The 20849-nt window shown below is 40.3% G+C and carries 18 protein-coding genes; 9 read left to right on the top strand and 9 right to left on the bottom strand.

The features are described 5' to 3' along the window. Positions 1-101: 101 nt before the first annotated feature. Genes OLM45_RS12270 through OLM45_RS12260 form a run of 3 tightly spaced genes read right to left on the bottom strand, consistent with a single transcriptional unit; the run spans position 102 to position 3212 of the window. A complete protein-coding gene (locus tag OLM45_RS12270; RefSeq protein WP_264510556.1) occupies positions 102-866 on the bottom strand; it encodes a TIGR02757 family protein in 765 nt (254 codons plus the stop codon). Next, positions 844-2553: an LIC_10190 family membrane protein gene (locus OLM45_RS12265; RefSeq protein WP_264510554.1), complete on the bottom strand. Its 1710-nt coding sequence runs from the start codon at positions 2551-2553 to the stop codon at positions 844-846. The genes OLM45_RS12270 and OLM45_RS12265 overlap by 23 nt, the downstream gene beginning before the upstream one ends. A gap of 2 nt (positions 2554-2555) precedes the next feature. Continuing rightward, positions 2556-3212: an ABC transporter ATP-binding protein gene (locus OLM45_RS12260; protein ID WP_264510552.1), complete on the bottom strand. Its 657-nt coding sequence runs from the start codon at positions 3210-3212 to the stop codon at positions 2556-2558. A 149-nt stretch (positions 3213-3361) separates the two neighbouring features. On the opposite strand from OLM45_RS12260, the gene folE reads away from it, so the two are divergent. After that, the gene (gene folE, locus OLM45_RS12255) at positions 3362-4033 is read left to right on the top strand and encodes a GTP cyclohydrolase I FolE (protein WP_264510550.1); all 672 of its coding nucleotides are present in this window, start codon (positions 3362-3364) and stop codon (positions 4031-4033) included. A 20-nt stretch (positions 4034-4053) separates the two neighbouring features. On the opposite strand, the gene OLM45_RS12250 is transcribed toward folE, so the two are convergent. The 6 genes from OLM45_RS12250 to OLM45_RS12225 form a co-directional block, all read right to left on the bottom strand. After that, entirely contained in the window at positions 4054-4371 is a 318-nt protein-coding gene (locus OLM45_RS12250) for a DUF6787 family protein (protein ID WP_129461521.1), read from the bottom strand. A gap of 17 nt (positions 4372-4388) precedes the next feature. Continuing rightward, on the bottom strand, positions 4389-4820 hold the full coding sequence (locus tag OLM45_RS12245; protein WP_264510548.1) for a DUF6146 family protein: 432 nt from the start codon (positions 4818-4820) through the stop codon (positions 4389-4391). Between the two features lie 89 nt (positions 4821-4909). Then, on the bottom strand, positions 4910-5866 hold the full coding sequence (locus OLM45_RS12240; RefSeq protein WP_129461523.1) for a D-2-hydroxyacid dehydrogenase: 957 nt from the start codon (positions 5864-5866) through the stop codon (positions 4910-4912). A 100-nt stretch (positions 5867-5966) separates the two neighbouring features. Continuing rightward, on the bottom strand, positions 5967-7037 hold the full coding sequence (serC, locus tag OLM45_RS12235) for a 3-phosphoserine/phosphohydroxythreonine transaminase (protein WP_264510546.1): 1071 nt from the start codon (positions 7035-7037) through the stop codon (positions 5967-5969). Between the two features lie 138 nt (positions 7038-7175). Continuing rightward, the gene (locus tag OLM45_RS12230; protein ID WP_264510544.1) at positions 7176-8573 is read right to left on the bottom strand and encodes a T9SS type A sorting domain-containing protein; all 1398 of its coding nucleotides are present in this window, start codon (positions 8571-8573) and stop codon (positions 7176-7178) included. A gap of 39 nt (positions 8574-8612) precedes the next feature. Continuing rightward, entirely contained in the window at positions 8613-9671 is a 1059-nt protein-coding gene (locus OLM45_RS12225; protein WP_264510542.1) for an acyl-CoA reductase, read from the bottom strand. A gap of 60 nt (positions 9672-9731) precedes the next feature. Here OLM45_RS12225 and OLM45_RS12220 point away from each other — a divergent pair, with 60 nt between their 5' ends. From OLM45_RS12220 to OLM45_RS12185, 8 genes are all read left to right on the top strand, one after another. Continuing rightward, positions 9732-10082: a 4Fe-4S dicluster domain-containing protein gene (locus tag OLM45_RS12220; protein ID WP_129461527.1), complete on the top strand. Its 351-nt coding sequence runs from the start codon at positions 9732-9734 to the stop codon at positions 10080-10082. Between the two features lie 122 nt (positions 10083-10204). Continuing rightward, positions 10205-11374, top strand: coding sequence for a hypothetical protein (locus tag OLM45_RS12215; RefSeq protein ID WP_264510539.1), 1170 nt, complete (start codon positions 10205-10207; stop codon positions 11372-11374). A 61-nt stretch (positions 11375-11435) separates the two neighbouring features. After that, positions 11436-12530 (top strand): redox-regulated ATPase YchF, encoded by a 1095-nt coding sequence (gene ychF, locus OLM45_RS12210; RefSeq protein WP_264510537.1) that lies wholly within the window; start codon positions 11436-11438, stop codon positions 12528-12530. A 352-nt stretch (positions 12531-12882) separates the two neighbouring features. Next, positions 12883-14025, top strand: a complete 1143-nt coding sequence (locus OLM45_RS12205; RefSeq protein ID WP_264510535.1) for an FIST signal transduction protein — start codon at positions 12883-12885, stop codon at positions 14023-14025. A 5-nt stretch (positions 14026-14030) separates the two neighbouring features. After that, positions 14031-15542: a response regulator gene (locus tag OLM45_RS12200; RefSeq protein ID WP_264510533.1), complete on the top strand. Its 1512-nt coding sequence runs from the start codon at positions 14031-14033 to the stop codon at positions 15540-15542. Positions 15543-15676: 134 nt separating this feature from the next. Beyond that, a complete protein-coding gene (locus OLM45_RS12195; protein ID WP_264510531.1) occupies positions 15677-17527 on the top strand; it encodes a DNA topoisomerase IV subunit B in 1851 nt (616 codons plus the stop codon). Between the two features lie 66 nt (positions 17528-17593). Next, positions 17594-17968, top strand: coding sequence for a GxxExxY protein (locus OLM45_RS12190; protein ID WP_073363552.1), 375 nt, complete (start codon positions 17594-17596; stop codon positions 17966-17968). A 124-nt stretch (positions 17969-18092) separates the two neighbouring features. Beyond that, positions 18093-20813 carry a DNA gyrase/topoisomerase IV subunit A gene (locus OLM45_RS12185; protein ID WP_264510529.1) on the top strand — a complete coding sequence of 907 codons (2721 nt, stop codon included), beginning with the start codon at positions 18093-18095 and terminating at the stop codon, positions 20811-20813. Positions 20814-20849: the final 36 nt, after the last annotated feature.

Genomic DNA, 20849 nt, shown 5'->3' with positions numbered 1-20849 from the left:
TGTTGTTTTCAATTTATTCTAAAAACAAAAGTAGCAATTTTAGTTCGATTGTAACGAACCCCTTGCAGACAAAAGTTGCAAAATTACTATCGTTCGTTGGCTTAGAATTTTTCAAAAACACCCAAGCCAAAGAGGGCAAAATCATATTTCACCGGATCGTTTGGATCCAAAAGGCGTAAGGCAGTGTCCAATTCCAATAGCGCTTTGGCATCGTTTTGCTTGCGCGAAAGGAGTCCGAGTTTTCGAGCCACATTTCCCGAATGTACGTCCAGCGGACAGGAGAGTTTGTGCATCGGAATGTTTTTCCAAATCCCTAAATCAACCCCTTTATTGTCCTTGCGGGCCATCCAACGCAAATACATATTGATGCGTTTGGCGGCTGAATTGTTCAATGGATCAGAAATGTGCTTGTGGGTGCGTTCTTGATGATCGATTTCAAAAAATATTTTTTTAAACGCACTGATTGCGGGCTGCATGGAGTGTTCGGATTGGTGTTGTTCAAAAACAGCTTCCATTCCGCCATGATTTTGGTATATGTGACGAAGTCCTTTTAGGAAGGTCTTCAAATCACTAGCGTTGAATGTGCGGTGCACAAAATCATCGAGTTTGTCGAGATCGGATTCCCGATGCGACATCACAAAATCATAAGGAGAATTACCCATGCGATCGATGATTTTATGAGCCGAATTGATAATCATTTTCCGATTGCCCCAAGCAATGGTCGCAGCCAAGAAGCCCGCAATTTCGATGTCTTCCTTTTGGGTAAAAAGGTGCGGAATTTGAATGGGATCGGATTCGATAAAATCAGGACGGTTGTACAATTCCGCCTTTTCATTTAAAAAATCACGGAGTTCGTTTTGCGTCATGGGGAAGTTTTTTGGAATAAAATCCGTCTTTTAAATCGGTACTGCGTTGTTGGGGAATCAAATGGAAATAGGTCTTGAAATACTCCACTTGGTCTTTGTTGACCGAAGGAAGCGGACCGTTGTAGGTTCCCCAGAAAAAGTCGTGGTTGATCGGACTGTAGTACTCCAAATTGCCTTCGCTTACTTTTTCGAATGTCATGTCATATTTTGAGTTAGCATGCGGGGAAATGATGTATTCGGATTCGAAATGACTCAGTGTCAACATGAATTTATAGTTGGAAAACCGGTTTAAATTCACAGGCACAAATACGAAAACCAGCAACGGAATGGCACTAATAAGCAGCAACGTGTGAATCGTTTTTCTTTTGTAAAAAAATAAACTCACTCCCAAGCAACCCAACCATAAGATGCCATTCAAGAAAAAGCGGTATTGGGGCGAAGTGGCAAACAATAGTCCCATTTGAATTAGTAAAACGAAATACAAAACACGGTAAGCTTTTTCTTTGATTTTAAGGAAGAAAACGGGTGCAATTAGCAACAATGCAATCCCCAATTTGTTGAACAATCCGTTCATTTTTGGGAGTTGGAGCCAACGAAGAAACAACTCCCATTTGGAAAAGGAATCGTAATTTTCTGTGGTAAGAAAATAGCCGTATTTTTTAAGTTCTTCGTAATAAAAATGTTCGATTTCAACGGGTAAGGAATAGTCGAAATAGGTTCCTGAAAATAGTTTGGAAGGGAAAACGGGAACCCCACAAATGATAAGGTTTTTGGTAACAAATAATCCCAAAGTAGCCGAGCAGAATAGTACGATTTTTGGGAAAGATGACTTCAATGAGTTGAAATGCAACACAAACCAAAATGCGGGCAGTAGAGCTAAAGTCATCGCCGTATTTTTTATAAATAAGGTGAACAACACCAAAAGAGTGAGTTGGGCAAAGACTTCTTTCGTGGGATTAGCGTAATGGTCAACAAATAGAAAGAAAATCACAAAGGTGAGCACATAGACCACCACATCGGGTGAGGGCGCGCTGATGAACTGAAAAAGGAGTACACTGGCCAACGGAAACAGCCCCACAATGAGTTGGTGGCGCTTTCCAGATTCAAAATACTGTTGGAGTTGTTGTACCGAAAAGAAGACGCCGTAAAGCAGGAACAATGCACTTAAATCATTGAAACGGTCATAGAGAAACGAGAAGTTCAACGCACTTTGGGCAATATGCCAACCGCTTAATTGACCAAGGAAAAAGTGCAAATTGATAAGCCCTTTTACCATGCCGTATTCGTTCAACCATTTGATGTTTTGCAGGTAATAAGATTCGTTGTCAATGACATAAGGCGCTGAGGCACATTGGGCGAGAATCAAGACTGCGATTCCGATGAAATAGCTTTTTAAAAAGAGATTAAGCGATATAAATCGGTCTATGGTTTGGCGAATACCTGTAATCCATTCCGATGAATAGCGCCAAGCGATAATGAAGTTTAAAACTAAAAGTACACTATGGAACTCCCAATGCAAGCGTCCAAAGATCGCCCAAGTTCCAGCAAAGAAGGTGAGGAGTGCCAAACCCGTGGTGGTTTGCACAATCGGGAGACTTATTTTTAAATGCAATACATGATTTCCTGCTGTACCCCACAAATGAATCGTCCAAGCGATATAGAGCCAAGAAATCAGAATGAGTAACATACTTATGAAATTTTACCGTCAACCATCACCAATTTGCGATCGGCTTGATTGGCTAATTCTTCGTTGTGTGTAACAATGACAAAGGTTTGTCCCAATTCATCGCGTAATTTGAAAAACAATTGGTGCAGGTTTTCTGCTGTGGCCGTATCGAGATTCCCCGAAGGTTCGTCCGCAAAAATCACGGCCGGATTGTTGATTAAGGCACGAGCTACCGCTACGCGTTGTTGCTCTCCACCCGATAACGCAGCGGGTTTGTGGTGCAAGCGTTCGCCCAAACCAAGGTATTCCAAATGTTTTTTAGCTGCGGTTTCTGCTTCCAACTTCGATTTTCCAGCAATAAATGCGGGAATGCAAACATTTTCCAAGGCTGTGAACTCCGGTAAGAGTTGGTGGAATTGAAAAATGAAACCCAATTTTTGGTTGCGAAAAAGCGATAGCTTTTTATCGTTTAAATCCAAAATATTCACGCCGTCAATGGCCAATTCCGAAGTGCCTTTGTCGGCTAGATCTAGCGTTCCTAAAATTTGCAAAAGGGTCGTTTTACCTGCCCCTGATGCGCCCACTATAGAAACAATTTCGCCTTTTTGAATGGTCAAATCCACCCCTTTGAGTACGTGCAATTGGTCGTAGTGTTTTTGAATATTTTTGGCTGTAATCATGGGTCACATTTTTTACAAAGAAACAAAGAAAAACGGGAACATTCCAAGTTTGATTGACCAAACTTCTCCACTCTACAGCTATTAAATATTCGTTAAAAACATCTTTTTGTTTAATTGTTACGTATATTTGTTAAACAAAATTTACACTCATGAGCACCGTCACAGAAAAAGAATTATTTGAAATCCTTGGTGATGACCACCAAATGACCGCTGCCGACACCCCTTTACGTCCGGATGCCTTTGTCAAATCGGATGCGGAGAAGATGACGGTAATCGAACACCACTTTGAACAAATCATGGAAGCGCTCGGACTCGATCTTACAGATGATAGTCTACGCGGGACACCCCATCGTGTAGCCAAAATGTTTGTTCAAGAAATTTTTTCAGGCTTACATCCTGACAATAAACCGAAAATTTCTGTTTTTGAAAATTCCTACCACTACGATAAAATGTTGGTGGAAGCGAATATCAATTTCAATTCGACTTGCGAACACCATTTTCTACCCATCATTGGAAAAGCGCATATCGGTTATGTGTCCAATGGAAAAGTAATCGGATTGTCCAAATTAAACCGAATTGTTGACTATTATGCTCGCCGACCCCAAGTACAAGAGCGTATGGTAATGCAAGTATTCAATGAACTCAAAGAAGTATTAGATACCGATGATGTCATGGTCGTCATGGAAGCCAAGCATTTATGCGTGTCCAGTCGTGGGATTAAAGACGAGACAAGTTTTACGTCGACTCTACAATATGGTGGTATTTTTGAAAAGAAAGAATACCGAGACGACTTTTTCCGCTTGTTGGGAGAGAAACAATAAAAGTAAGGGACTTCGGTTCCTTATTTTTTTTCTAAAAAATCAGCGATGAACCCCAACTTTAAAGCGCGCAACATGTTTTTTTCAAATTGCCAAAAGAATTTAAATTGGCCAAAGAGAAAACCTAAGGTGACCAATAAAATTTGATATATGGGGAAAATGACTAAGAAATACAAAAGCAAATAGAGCGGATAGGCCAAACTCGTTTTTGTAATGCCTAAAAGCGGTAATAAAGGTTTGGCAATTAATGCAGAGGACGAACCGGTAAGCGCAAAAACAACAACAATGACAAAATACTGCCAATTAGAGGTAATGTTGTATCGTTCTTTGAAACTTGCCATGGTACAAAAGTAAGGAATTAAGGGCGTACGTCAAAGGTTCCCAACTTTTGTTTGTAATGCATTTGAAAATAGATGAAATAATTATAAATCAAATAATTTACCTCATAGCCGTAATGCGTTCCAAAGTCGTAATTAATCTGCATTTCGTATAAATTGGGATCATAGCGGTTGGGTTGGTTCACCCGACTGTTCCACTCCATCACCCATTGGCGGTTGCGGCTTTCCAAATAATTTTCAGAGTAATACCCTCTTGGACGCGCTGTAGATTGCAACCATCCATAAAATCCAGGTTCGATTATGACTACCTCGTACTCCAACGAATCATTCGCAATCCGAATCGTGTCTTCTTTTTGAGCTACTTCATGACGATCCTGACTGGCCGTACGCGCCGGACTAGCACAAGCCCAAATAGCGATGATCAATATCCCTGCAAGTACACACTTTTTCATGTTTTAAAAATAATGAAAAGTCGGCTAACTCCTTGATAATAATTCGGTTTTAACAAAAAAATAAGCACCCCTTAGAGTGCTTATTAGTCTTATTTTTTTCCTAAGAGTCCGATAATCTGTTCGGCCAATTCAGTTCCAATTCGGTCTTGCGCTTCTAATGTCGCCGCGCCAATATGAGGCGTAAGCGAAATTTTCGGATGCATCAAGATTTGTATTTCAGGTTGAGGTTCTTTTTCAAAAACATCCAAACCGGCAAAAGCAATTTTTTCATTGTCTAAGGCCTCAACCAACGCCACTTCATTAATCACACCGCCACGGGCACAGTTCACAATTCCCGCTCCGTCTTTCATGAGTGCCAATTCCTCAGCATCAATAATGTACTTTTCTTGTGAAGGAACGTGAAGCGTAATAAAATCAGAATGTTTCAAAACATCGTGAAGCGGTTCGGTCAAAATTTCGACATCAATGAACTGACCGTTGTAAAATTCAACACGAATCGAAGCTTTATCAATAAAACTATCGGCAGCAATTACGCGCATGCCCAAGCCCAATGCCATTTTAGCGACTGCTTGACCGATACGACCAAATCCGATGATTCCCAGTGTTTTGCCACGTAATTCTGTCCCATTTGCGTAGGCTTTTTTCAAACCGTCAAAATTGGAATCGCCTTCCAAAGGCATGTTGCGGTTAGCATCGTGCAAGAAGCGAACACCCGAAAACAAGTGCGCAAACACTAATTCCGCTACACTTTCCGACGAAGAGGCCGGCGTGTTAATCACATGAATGCCTTTACTACGGGCATATTCCACATCAATATTGTCCATCCCAACTCCACCACGGCCGATGATTTTGAGTCCAGGACAAGCATCGATAATATCTTTACGGATCTTAGTGGCACTGCGCACCAACACCACTTCAATTCCTTTTTCGTTAATGTAATTCGCGACTTGCTCTTGAGCCACTTTCGTCGTAATCACTTCATATCCGCCTTTTTCCAAGGCTGCAATTCCACTTTTGGAAATGCCATCATTTGCTAAAACTTTCATTTTTTTAATTTTTTTATGGAGCTGTTCCGGCTATCCGCTTTATCTTTTATTCCGCTGACGCTTCATAAAAGGATACCGCTGCTATCCGGGCTAGTCCGATTTAAATCGAACGCTCCAATTCTTGCATTGCGTTTACTAAAACGTGTACACTTTCCAACGGCAAAGCGTTGTACATCGAGGCGCGGTAACCACCCACCGAACGGTGACCATTCAATCCCGAAATTCCCGCTGCTTTCCATAAGGCATCAAATTTTTCGGTATGTGCAGCATCTTTGAGAAGGAAAGTGGCATTCATCACACTGCGATCCTCTACTGCGGCTGTACCTTCAAACAACGGATTGCGATCGATTTCAGCATACAACAACGCTGCTTTTGCGGCGTTGATTTGCTCAATTCCGGCGATTCCACCTTGTTTTTTTAACCATTGCAAAGTTAGTAAAGACGCATAAACTGGAAAAACTGCAGGTGTATTATACATGCTTTCTGCCTTAATTTGTTTTTGGTAGTCCATCATGCTCGGTAGCGTGCGCCCTGTTTTTCCTAGTAATTCTTCTTTGATCACGACTAAGGTTGTCCCTGCCGGACCCATATTTTTCTGCGCGCCGGCATAGATTAGGGCAAATTGTGAGAAGTCAAGTTGGCGCGAAAATATATCCGAACTCATGTCACAAATCACAGGTACATCCGTTTTCGGAAACGATTTCATTTGGGTACCAAATATGGTGTTGTTGCTTGTGCAGTGGAAATAATCAGCATCTTCTGGAATCGTGTAGTCTTTGGGAATATAATTGAAATTAGCCGCTTTTGACGAAGCAACCACTTCCGTTTCACCAAATAATTGCGCTTCTTTTATCGCATTGGAAGCCCAAGTTCCGGTTTCCAAATAGGCCGCTTTACCGCCTACTTTCATGTAGTTGTAGGGAACACGTAAAAATTCCATACTGGCACCTCCTTGTAGAAAAAGCACTTGATAACCTTTGCCTTCCAATCCTAATAATTCAAGTACTAAAGCACGCGCTTCTTCCATCACCGCGATAAAGTCTTTACTACGGTGCGAAATTTCTAGAATCGACAATCCCGATTGGTTAAAATCCAAAAGGGCTTGTGCGGATTGTTCAAAAACTTCTTGCGGTAAAATGCACGGACCCGCGCTGTAATTGTGTTTTTTCATAATTAAATTCCGAATAAATTTATGGTTGTGTTGTCATTCGGGTGCAAATTTCAACATTACACGAGAGATATCCGAAATTCGTAAATTCGATTCCATTCCGACTTATCAACTAAAACGTTATAGTTAATAAGTAGTTTATTAGTTTTTTAAGAATTTTGTTGTGAAAATCTTACCGTTTTCATCAGTTGCTTGTAGAATGTACATTCCGTTTTCCAAGTGAGAAATAGGAATTCTACTATTTTCAATAGAAAATGCTAACGATTTACCGCTTACATCATAAAGCGCCAATTTTTGGTAATTAAAATCACCCGTTAATTGAATGAAATCTTGAGCTGGATTGGGAGTGATAAACAAAGATGCTGTTAAAAATGTAGGATTTTCCAAACTTGAAAAAGGAACGTAATACACTTTTCCGTCATATGGACTCGGGTTGTTTTCTTGGGGAGATCCAATTGCTAAACCCGTATTGTTTATAGCAATAACGCTTCCAAAGGCATCATCTTGAAAATCGGGTCCTTGGCCATATAGCGTCAAAGTGTGATTCCAAGTATTGTTTGCATATTGATAGAATCGTAATGGAAATTTACGCTCCATTTGTAATACATAATTATTCGTCCCAATAGCCATAAAATCGCCCTCAATTTTCATGACATTGACCATAGAATCGCCGTAATTTAGATTCATAGTAGCTGAATTGGTCCACATCGAACCATCGTGAACAAAACGTGTTAGATAATTGTCCGAGTAATCATTGGTTAAGACGAGAAGGTTGTCATTGTGGAATGCAAAGTCTTTAATCACATTGGCGGAAGTATTCGTAAAGTTGAATGCCGTATTCTCAATCCAAGAATTTCCATTCCAATCATAAGCCTTCAACGATTGAAAGTCACCCGAGCTGTAATATAAATTCCCGTTTCCAATATAAATTCGATTGTTATGTGTCCAAATCTTGCTCCCAAAATATGGTGTTCCAGGTGCCATTATTTGTTGTACAAATGTAAAAGTTGTTCCATTGAATTGGTAAACATACACCGAACCAGCATTGCCACTTAAACTGGAAAACTGACTCACGAATAAAAAATTACCCAAAAGGTGAATGTTTTTTCCAAATTGATCCTCAGCCGCCGGATTGGGTGCCGTAAGGGTCTGGACTAAGTTTCCAGTCGTTGAATTTTCAAAAACATAGACACTACCAGAGTTCGCCACCGACCCATCTTTACCCGGTGCTCCTGCCACAACAAAGTTTTGATTCACATCTATACTGTAAGCAAAATCGTCCTCCGCTGTCAAGGTCGGAACTTCATAAAAATTGGTTTGTACTGCGTTTCCTGATGCATAATCAAATCGGTAAATTGCACCTTTTTGCGCATTAAAAGGGGTATTTTGAGTAGTCGCAAACAAATGGTTGTTGTCATCCAACGCGACTCGCTTACCAAAAGCATTACCGGAAAACCCTGAGGAGGGGTATACGGGTGTTAAGGTTTGGGAATTTGTGATTAAAGAAATAAAAGCGAATACAAGTACTAGTGGCTTCATACATTTACAATTTATTATTCATGTAAATGTAGAAAATTTTTAAATCGATTTTAAAAAATCCAAGGTATTTACATGGTCGGCATAGTCCCAAAGTTCGGGGCGTTGTGTTTTTCCAAACGGAATGCTGTTGAAGATAAGTCCGTTGGATACGATGCATTGCAACTGATCGGCTTCTTCCGAAAGTCGTTTTTTTACATCGTCCAAATGCGAGTAGTATTCATAAAAAACAGACGAAATGGGAGAGGCATAACCCGAATCTTCTTTAATAGTTAAAAATCCATTGTCCAAAATAGGAAACAAGCTCATTAAATAAACGGCTTTGTTGTAGTCGTAGTTATTGGCATATTTGTCGTACTGGATCAAATCATTATAGGTATACATCGCTTCAAAAAAAGTAGCAAAGGAATAGCCTTTGGGAACAAAAAGTTTGGAGACATTGCGGCATCCCAATCCAAAATAACGGAAAATATCTTCGCCTAACTGAATCAAATCTTCTTTGGTTTCTGTTCCATCCAAAACCGCTACCGAATTTCGGTTTTTACGAATAATGGACGGTTTGTCTTTGAAATAATACTCAAAATAACGGGCCGTATTGTTGCTTCCCGTGGCGATTACAGCTTCAAAACCTTCTAATTTCCCTTCCGTAAACGTGATGCAATTTTGAAGTTCGGGTTGGCAAGCGATCAGATATTCCACCAAAAAAGGGACCATTTTTTGATCGTTAGAGGAGGTTTTTACCAAAGCTTGATGCCCCGAAACCAATACACTCAGCACATCATGAAAACCTACAAGCGGAATGTTACCGGCTAATACCAATCCTATTGTTTTGGGTGAAGTTGCCGAAAAATCATAGCCTTTCAACCAAGTGTCTAGATTACTTTCCGTCAACGCTGCTGCCCAGGATTGTAACGCAAATCGCATTTGTTCGGGGGTAAACCAACCGTTGTAGTGTTGTGCCGTTTCGATATGACCTAACATGCGGTCAAAAAACAAATCGTTGTGTAAAACCGCCGAATTTTTGATGGGTTGTTCAGTTCCAAATTGCTGTAAAAACTGACCCAATTGCAGTAAAGCGGTTTTTTTATCGATTTGTAACATAGGTTGCTTGTGTATGAAGGGTATTGATTGTAAATTTGCGCAAAATTAATAAATTTCGCTATGGCAATCATTATAACTGACGAATGTATTAACTGCGGAGCCTGTGAACCCGAATGTCCGAACACGGCAATCTACGAAGGTGCTGACGATTGGCGTTACAAAGACGGTACTAAACTACGCGGGAAAATTGTTTTACCCGACGGAACAGAAGTCGATGCTGATGCGCCTCAGAAACCTATCTCAGACGATTTGTACTATATCGTTCCGGGTAAATGTACCGAATGTAAAGGGTTTCACGAAGAACCTCAATGTGCGGCTGTTTGTCCCGTAGACTGTTGTATCCCCGATGATAATCATGTGGAAAGCGAAGAGACGTTGTTGAATCGTCAAGCTTTTTTACATAACGAATAAGCAAAATTTTAGCTTAAAACACCAAACACCTGACGCAATTCAGGTGTTTTTTTATGTTTTTTCTGTACGGTTTTAACATTTGTAATGGAATTTTCTTAAATTTGGGTCAAACCCCTAACGCCATGAGAAGATTACTGCTACTAATGTTGGTCTTCCATTTCTCGTTAACCAACGCCCAACAAGGAGACATTCATTTGATCCTTAAAGACGCTGAAACACTCGCACCAATCGATGATGTTACCGTCACTGTTTTACGTACCAAACAAAACCACTTGAGCAATGCTGAAGGCAGGGTTTCGTTTGCCTTAACGGGAGTTTCCAGTATTCAAATTACACATACGCAATACGAAACCCAAACGCTGCGTTCGACCGCTCTCAAAGAAAAAGAGAATGTGGTATTGTTGAAAAGTATGGTCAATACCTTGGACGAAATCATCATTACCAAACAACATCCCCAAAAAATCCTCAAAACCTTAATCGAAAATTCGGTAGCGAAACTCACCACGCCGTGCCGTTTAAAAGTCTATTCCCGGGAGTTTTTTAAACGCAATGGAAATTATGTATTTTACAACGATGGTTTGATGAATTTTCAGATTTCAGGAAAAAACAAAGATTTTAAAAATGCCATTTTAGTTGAGCAAAATCGATCCATTGGCTTGATAGATGCCGATGTGCCCAATGATTTGTTGGGCTACGATTTGAACAATATCATGGAGAATTATTACAATTTCAAATACCTCGAACCGTTGTTGGAAGCCCGTGCTAAAAAGGACTACGATTTTGTAATTAAATCCTACACCAAAAACGATAATTATTACCTGATGGTGGTCAATGCGCTCGATCCTGTCAAAGGTTTCAAAGATGATTATTCAATTATTTATGATAAAAAGAAAAAAGTAATCATCGAAGTGAGTTCTTCGGTTACCCCCAATTCTGTAGCTAATGCCCATGAGAAAACGGCGGTGGGCGCTCGCAATATGTACAAATCCAATTTTAAAAATAGTTACCGATTTAACGGTGAACATGAATATTACTTACTTTCCTCCCGTGAAGAAATTGGATTTGAACGGGTAGACAAAAAAGATATTCGTACTGAAATTGAAGTGAGAAACTATTTTGTCACGACCAATTTTAGCCAAAATGAATTTACATTCAAAGAAAGCGAAGTCTTTAAGGATAAGGCTTTGTTTAATTTGAAAGATAAAATTTTAACCGACTATTGGAATGTCTCGGGATTGTTACCTACTCCCGAAGAAGAGACGATTATTAAAAGTATTGCCGACGAACCCTAATTCGCTGTTTTGTAAATGGGTTGAATGCCGTATATTTGCGCACTTTAAAAATTCAATTCTAATGAAAGCAGGAATCGTGGGGTTACCCAACGTCGGAAAATCAACTTTGTTTAACTGTTTGTCCAATGCGAAAGCGCAGAGTGCCAACTTTCCTTTTTGTACGATCGAACCCAATATTGGTGTGGTAAACGTACCCGATCCACGTTTGGAAAAGTTAGAAGAATTAGTGAATCCCGAACGTGTATTGCCTGCTACCGTTGAAATTGTAGACATCGCTGGATTGGTGAAAGGGGCGAGTAAAGGCGAAGGATTAGGAAATCAATTCTTGGCCAATATCCGCGAATGTAACGCTATCATCCACGTGTTGCGTTGTTTTGATAATGACAATATCGTACACGTAGACGGAAATGTGAATCCGATTCGCGACAAAGAAACCATCGATATCGAATTGCAATTAAAAGACTTGGAAACGGTAGAAAAACGCTTGGAAAAAGTGAACCGTACCGCAAAAGCAGGTCTTAAAGAAGCCGTTTTGGAACAATCGTTGTTGAACCAAATTCGCGATTTGTTGTTGCAAGGAAAATCCGCGCGAACGGTTGTGGCACAAAACCAAGACGAAGCTGATTTATTAGAAGCTTTCCAATTAATTACGACCAAACCTGTTTTGTATGTATGTAATGTAGACGAAAGCGCCGCTGTAAACGGGAATCAATACGTAGAGCAAGTTCGCGAATTGGTCAAATCTGAAAATGCAGAAGTGATTGTATTGGCAGTAGCAACCGAAGCCGATATCACCGAATTAGAAACCTATGAAGAGCGCCAAATGTTTTTAGAAGACATGGGCTTGGACGAACCGGGTGTTTCTAAATTGATTCGTGCCGCTTACAAATTATTAGACTTACAAACCTATTTTACAGCCGGTGTCAAAGAAGTTCGCGCTTGGACCATTCACGTGGGTGATACCGCTCCAAAAGCAGCAGGCGTAATTCACACCGATTTTGAAAAAGGATTTATCCGTGCGGAAGTTATTGCTTATGAGGATTATGTAACCTTTGGTTCTGAATCGAAAGTGAAAGAAGCGGGAAAACTCCGCGTAGAAGGAAAAGAATATATCGTGAAAGATGGCGATGTAATGCATTTCCGATTTAATGTGTAACTATTTCAAGTTTACTTATAAGTTAAACACGGCTTCGGTCGTGTTTTTTTATGCGTTCCTTTTTTCAGTCCCAAAAAACATACTTTTAGTTCATTTTTTTTTTTTACTTTAAATGAACCAGAAAATTGGCATTCTACTGTTTTGTTTTTCTTCATAATGATGTTTTTTTTAAAAATAGCTAAAATCTTACAGTTAGAATAGATTCATGGTTTAAAATCGGAATTTTGATTTGTAGTATTATTTTGTTCGCTTTTGATTTTCAAATGAATAGATGCAACTGAAATATTTGGTTTTTAATGAATCGCATTAGTATTTTTTATATATTTATTGTGAAACAAACAACATCTCCATAATGAAAACGCGCCAAATTTTACTAGACTCCAATTTAGTTAGTAAATGCCTGAATGAAAGTCCGAGTTTTTCCGCTGATAAAGCCCATTTAGTGCTCGCTTTTGGACAGCGCACATTATTAGAAAAAGTACAACCGTATTCAACTTTACATCAAATTTACCCAAACGCGACTATCGTAATTTGTTCGTCTTCGGGACAAATTTCAAATCAAGTCCAAATTGAAGAATCCCTTGTAGCTACAGCAATTGAATTTGATAAGGCAAAAATTAAATCGGTAGTCTATGATGTTTTAGATGGTGATTCCATTCAACAGTTAGGTTCGAAAGTGCACGATGAATTGACAGCACCTGATTTGAGAGCGATTTTAGTATTGTCAGAAGGATCGCATGTCAATGGATCGGAATTAATCCAAGTATTAGCGCAACAAACCCAAGGAAAAATTCCATTCTTTGGCGGTTTGGCTGGGGACGAATTTAGTTTTGAAAAAACAGTGGTCGGACTCAATACCGATGCATCTCCGGGTAAAATTGTTGCTGTTGGTTTCTATGGTGAAGGACTAGAATTCGGATTTGCAAGTGAAGGCGGTTGGGCCGATTTTGGTCCGGAGCGCGAAGTAACCCATTCCGATAAAAATGTGTTGTATAAAATTGGCGATCGCTATGCGTTGGATTTATACAAAGAGTACCTCGGGAAATATGCCGATGAATTGCCGGGTTCAGCGCTTTATTTTCCATTATCTATGAAAGAAACACCCGATGCAGAATCGGTAGTGCGAACGATTTTATCAATTGATGAAACGCAGAAATCCATGACTTTTGCAGGAGATTTGCCTGTTGGTGCTCGTGTACGATTAATGCGGGGTAATATGGATCGATTAGTAGATGCTGCTGCAGAAGCGGCCAAACAGATTCGGACTAGTTTACCCCATCCACCCCAAATCGCATTCTTGGTCAGTTGTGTTGGGCGTCGCATCGTTTTGGCTGAACGAATTGAAGAAGAATTAGAAGTAATAAAGAATACATTAGGAAACGAAACCGTATTGTTTGGATTTTATTCCTACGGTGAAATTTCACCCAATAAACAGAAACTAGGATGTGAGTTGCACAATCAAACAATGACCATAGCAACGATGTATGAAGCGTAATTTTTATGGATAGAACTTTGCTCCACCGCCATTTAAACCGACAGATTGATAAGTATTTATCGGAAAATAATTTAACGAATTCTCCCGAATTGGCCGCTTTTATCGAAGTGATCAATCAAACGTATCTCAATTATGAAAAAGAGGCCGAACTCTTTGAACATTCTACCTTGCTCAATGACCAAGAGTATTTTGAAATCAATAACCGACTTAAAGAGGAATTAGCCAAAAAACAACTCTTTGAAGCCCGTTTAATTGAACTTATACAACAATTAAATGGGGATAGTAAACCACTGGAAGGAGAAGCCAATTTGCTGAATTTGATTCATATTCTCAACCGCGAAATTGAAATCAAACACGAATACCAAATGCAACTCAACCAGGCTAAAATTGATGCCGAAAACGCCAATGAAGCCAAATCGGAGTTTCTTTCGATCATGAGTCATGAGATTCGAACGCCTTTGAATGCGATTATCGGACTCGTGTACATCATGGAAAAAGAGGATTCGTTGGATAGTTACCGGGAAAATATTGAAGTGCTCAAACTGTCCGCTCAAAATCTGTTCTTACTTATTAATGATATCTTAGATTTTAATAAAATTGAAGCCGGGAAAATCGACTTGGAAAAAATTCCTTTTGATTTTAAAAGTTTGGTCCAACAAATTGCTCGTGCGATGCAAGCCCGTGCCAATGAAAATTTGAATAAAATTCGCTTAGAGATAGATGAAAATTTTGTATCCAATGTAGTGAGTGATCCGTTGCGCATGAATCAAATCATTACTAATTTAGTTTCGAATGCGATCAAATTCACTGAAAAAGGAGTGATCACTATTCGGTTGAGTCAGTTGGACGTAACCGGCGGTATTTCAACATTTAAAGTAGAAGTAATCGACACGGGGATTGGTATCGATAAAACACAATTTACCTCTATTTTTGAAAAGTTTTCCCAAGCCGAAACCCGCACTTCTCGTCAGTTTGGGGGAACGGGGCTCGGACTTGTAATCACCAAACGTTTGTTGCATTTGTTTGACTCGGATATCGCTTTTGAGAGTAAGTTGGGCTTTGGGACTAATTTTTATTTTACCCTCAGTCTACCCGTTGATTCTCAAACCACCACAGCCCATTTGCACGATGACGGTCAAACCGAAGTGATGTTAAATGGATTGCAGGTTTTACTGGTGGAAGACAACAAAATCAACATCAAGATTGCAGAAAAAATCATGAGTCATTGGGGCGTACAGGTTGAAGTGGCAGAAAACGGCTTAATCGGTGTGCAAATGCATGAAAAAGGGAAGTATGATGTGATTTTAATGGATTTGTCCATGCCCGTGATGGACGGCTATGAAGCGACCCGTATCATTCGCGAAACGGATACCCAAATTCCCATTATTGCCTTGACGGCTTCTGCATCCTACGGGTATTTGGAGCGTGCTTTGGAAATGGGAATCAATGAATATATTATCAAACCCTTTAACCCGAAAGAATTGAATTTGAAGTTGAAAAAGTTTAGTAAAAAGTAACGAAAATAACTTCTGTTTTTAACCATTCCTGTGCATTAAACCTGTCAAAAACATTTTTAATAACTTTCCATTTTTTGCCTTCCAAAACCGCCTCGGAAACCTTATATTAGCTGAAAATCGTTACGTTTTGGATTATGGCTGAACAGGTGCAATATAATGAAGATAATATACGCTCACTCGACTGGAAAGAACACATCCGGATGCGCCCGGGGATGTACATCGGAAAGTTAGGTGACGGTTCTTCGCCCGATGATGGTATTTATATCCTAGTCAAAGAGGTCATTGATAACTGTATCGACGAATTTGTCATGGGTACAGGAAAAACCATCGAGGTAACCATCAAAGATAAATTAGTGACCGTTCGCGATTACGGTCGTGGTATTCCGCTAGGGAAAGTGGTGGATGTCGTGTCCAAAATGAATACCGGTGGAAAATACGATTCCAAAGCCTTCAAAAAATCAGTGGGTTTAAATGGAGTCGGTACCAAAGCCGTGAATGCGTTGTCTAACTTTTTCCGTGTGGAATCCGTTCGGGATAACCAACAAAAAGCGGCTGAATTCTCGGCAGGGAATTTAACTGTGGAAGAAGATGTCCAAGAATCGACCAAACGCCGTGGTACTAAAGTCTCGTTTATCGCCGACGATACCATTTTTAAAAACTACAAATACCGCAACGAGTATGTGGTGCGAATGTTGAAAAACTACTGCTACCTCAATACCGGTTTGACGATTTATTTTAATGGTGAAAAATACTATTCCGATTATGGTTTAAAGGATTTGTTGCAAGAAACCATCACGGAAGAAGATTCGGTGTATCCGATTATCCATTTGGTGGGTGATGATATCGAATTTGCCCTTACCCATAGTAAAACGCAATACTCGGAGGAATACCACTCGTTTGTCAACGGACAAAATACCACCCAAGGAGGAACGCACTTGAACGCTTTCCGTGAATCGGTGGTGAAAACGATACGGGATTTTTACAATAAAAACTTCGAAGCGTCCGACATTCGTAAGTCGATTGTAGCGGCCGTTTCGGTGAAAGTCGAAGAGCCCGTTTTTGAATCCCAAACCAAAACCAAATTAGGATCCACCGATATCGGTCCCGACGGTCCTTCCATTCGAACCTTCATCAACGACTTTGTGTCGACCAAACTGGATAATTATTTGCATAAAAATCCGGAAGCGGCCGAAGCCTTATTGAAAAAGATATTGCAAGCGGAACGCGAACGCAAAGAACTGTCGGGCATCCGTAAGTTGGCCCGCGACCGTGCTAAGAAAGCGAGTTTGCACAATAAAAAACTCCGCGATTGCCGCATTCACTTAACCGATTCCAAAAATGAACGCTGCCTCGAAAGTACGTTGTTTATTACCGAAGGGGACTCGGCTTCGGGTTCGATCACCAAAAGTCGGGACGTGAATACGCAAGCCGTTTTTAGTTTGCGCGGAAAGCCGTTGAATTCCTATGGCATGTCCAAAAAGATTGTCTATGAAAATGAGGAGTTCAACTTACTCCAAGCGGCTTTGGATATTGAAGAAGATTACGACAGCTTGCGCTACAACAATATCGTAATCGCCACCGATGCCGACGTCGATGGGATGCACATTCGTTTGTTGTTGATTACATTTTTCTTGCAGTTTTTTCCCGAATTAATCAAAGAAGGGCATTTGTTTATTTTGCAAACGCCACTTTTCCGGGTCCGCAACAAAAAAGAAACCATCTATTGCTACAGCGACGAAGAACGTGTCGCGGCCATTGAAAAGTTAAAACCCAAACCCGAAATCACGCGATTCAAGGGATTAGGTGAAATTTCGCCCGATGAGTTTAAGTATTTCATAGGCGAAGATATCCGACTCGATCCTGTGATGCTGGATAAAGCCACGTCGATTGAAACGTTATTGGAGTTTTATATGGGCAAAAATACCCCCGATCGCCAAGATTTCATTATCAATAATTTGAAAGTGGAATTAGATGTCATAGAATAACGGGAGCACAAAGTCACACAAAGTGGGGCACAATGTATACAAAGATGAATTTAATGTTGAGGAGATATGAAAGAGGAAAATGAAATCAGTAGAATGGTATTGCAATGTGCTTATAAAGTTCATACAAAACTAGGTTCGGGACTATTAGAAAAAGTATATCGTGAGTGTTTAGCTTATGAATTGAGAAAAGAAGGTTTGATTGTAGAGCAAGAAAAGCCATTTCCTGTATACTATGAAGAGGTAAAAATGGATTGCGGTTACAGAGTTGATTTGTTCATAAATAATAAAGTAATAGTTGAATTAAAAGTAGTAGACGAATTTACAATTGAACACATCGCACAATGCTTAACCTACATGCGTCTTTCAGAAAGTAGATTAGGTTTGTTGTTGAATTTCTACAAAAAATCTATGAAAGATGGGATTAAACGATTAGTACTTTGAGAATGTATTTTTAAACATTTTTGAAATTAAACAACATCGAGAAACATTGTGTATCACTTTGTGAAACATTGTGAACCAAAAGGAAAAAAGTATTTCTGTAAAATAGAAAGTGAATACATAAAAAATGAGAGACGAAGAAGAGGATATCGTTCCTAATGAAGATGGATCGCAAGACGATTCAGGTAACGATACACCGCAAGAGCACACGGAAGAAGGTTTTGACGACGTAATTCGTCCCGCTTCCGGTAGTCATTTTTACGAAAACAACGAAAATCCCGAAGATACCATTACCAAAGTAACCGGTATGTACAAGGATTGGTTCTTGGATTATGCGTCGTATGTAATCCTCGAACGCGCGGTGCCTGCGATTGAGGACGGATTCAAACCCGTGCAACGTCGTATTATGCACTCCATGAAAGAGTTGGACGACGGTCGCTACAACAAAGTGGCGAATATCGTCGGACATACCATGCAGTACCATCCGCACGGGGATGCGAGTATTGGAGATGCCATCGTGCAAATCGGTCAAAAAGACTTGCTCATTGATATGCAAGGAAACTGGGGGAATATCCTCACCGGTGACGGGGCTGCGGCTTCCCGTTATATCGAAGCACGTATTTCCAAATTGGGGCAGGATATTTTGTATTCACCCAAAGTAACCAATTGGCAACTCAGCTATGACGGTCGTAAAAATGAACCGATTCATTTACCCGTAAAGTTTCCGTTATTGCTCGCACAAGGCGCAGAAGGAATTGCGGTGGGTTTGTCGACCAAGATTTTACCGCATAATTTCAACGAACTCATCGACGCCTCCATCAAGGTGTTGAAAGGAAAGTCGTTTACCATTTACCCTGATTTTCCCACGGCGGGTATTGCCGATATGTCCAATTATAATGACGGGATGCGCGGCGGTCGTGTTCGCGTTCGTGCCAAAATCTCGCAATTGGATAAGCAAACGTTGGTGATTACTCAAATTCCGTTTTCAACGAATACATCGACCTTGATTGATAGTATTTTGAAAGCGAATGAGAAAGGGAAAATCAAAGTCAAAAAAATTGAAGACAATACGGCTGCAGAAGTAGAGATTCTGATTCATCTTCCGCCTGGCGTGTCTCCCGATAAAACCATTGATGCTTTGTATGCGTTCACGGCTTGTGAAACGTCCATTGCGCCACTGGGCTGTGTGATTGTCGATAACAATCCGATATTTATGGGCGTTTCGGAAATGTTGCGCATTTCGACCGAACGCACCAAAAACTTGCTCAAACGCGAGTTGGAAATCCAGTTGGACGAACTCGAAAACAAGTGGCATTTGTCCACTTTGGAGAAGATTTTCATTCGGGAAGAAATGTACATCGATTTCAAATTGTACTCCGATCGCGAGAACTTATACCAGTACTTGTACCAACGATTTGAGCCGTTTAAAAAGGATTTCGTTCGCGATATCCACGACGACGATTTGCAAAAGCTGACACAGATTCCGATGATTCGTATTACCCGATTTGACTCGGATAAGGCGGATGACGCGATTGCCAAATTGGAAGCCGAAATGGAGCAAGTGAAACACGACTTGGATCATTTAACCGACTATGCCATTGCGTTTTTCCAAAATATCAAAGACAAATACGGTAAAGGTCGGGAACGACAAACGGAAATTCGCAATTTCGATACTATTGAAGCGACCAAAGTGGTGTTGCGCAATACCAAATTGTACGTTAACCGCGAAGAAGGTTTTATCGGAACGAGTTTAAAACGCGATGAATACGTGGCCGATTGCTCGGATATTGATGATGTGATTGTGTTTTTGCGCGATGGGAAAATGATGATTTCCAAAGTGGACGATAAAAAGTTCATCGGGAAAGACATTATCCATGTGGCGGTTTTTGACAAAAACGACAAACGCACCATTTACAATATGATTTACCGCGACGGGAAGAACGGCGCTTCATTTATCAAACGATTTAACGTAAGTGGCGTTACTCGCGATAAGTTTTACGACTTAACCCAAGAAAAAGCGGGCAGTATGGTTTTGTATTTCTCTGCGAATCCGAATGGAGAAGCTGAAACCGTAACCATTTTGTTGCGCCAAGTGGGTAGTGTGAAAAAACTGAAATGGGATGTCGACTTTGCCGAAATCATGATTAAGGGTCGGGCCTCCCGCGGTAATACCGTGAGTAAATACCCGATCAAGAAAATTGAATTGAAGGAAAAAGGGATTTCGACACTCCGTCCGCGTAAAGTATGGTTTGACGATACAGTACAGCGCTTGAATGTGGATGGTCGGGGCGAACTCTTGGGCGAATTCAAACCCAATGATCGTTTGTTGATTATCAACCAAAGTGGAAAACTGAAAACGATTATTCCGGAATTGACGACCCACTTTGACGAAGACATGATCGTATTGGAAAAATGGAATCCGAAGAAACCGATTTCTTGTATTTATTACGATGGCGAAAAAGAACGCTATTTTGTCAAACGTTTCTTGGTGGAAAATGAAAATAAGGAGGAAATCTTTATTTCGGAACACGAGAAATCCCAATTGGAAATTGTCTCTACCGATTGGCGTCCTGTAGCTGAGGTGATTTATGCCAAAGTGAAAGGCGTACAAAAAGAAAATCAGGTGGTTGATTTGGAACAATTTATAGCCATAAAAGGGATTAAAGCGCTCGGTAACCAATTGACGGCCGATAAACTGAAACAAGTGAATCTATTGGATCCGTTGCCGTATGAAGAACCCGAAGAAGAACCGGAAGTAATAGCCCCAACGGAAGGGGAAGAAGGCGAAAGCCCTGATATTCCTACCGAATTGGATGACGACGGTCAAATTACCTTGGCTTTAGAATAAAAAAGGAAAACCTGTTCGAAAGAGCAGGTTTTTTTA

The sequence above is a fragment of the Flavobacterium sp. N1719 genome (assembly GCF_025947045.1).
In the GTDB taxonomy this organism is placed as follows: domain Bacteria; phylum Bacteroidota; class Bacteroidia; order Flavobacteriales; family Flavobacteriaceae; genus Flavobacterium; species Flavobacterium stagni.
The sequence above is the reverse complement of the archived record's forward strand: the minus strand, read 5'-3'. Positions and strand labels throughout refer to the sequence as shown.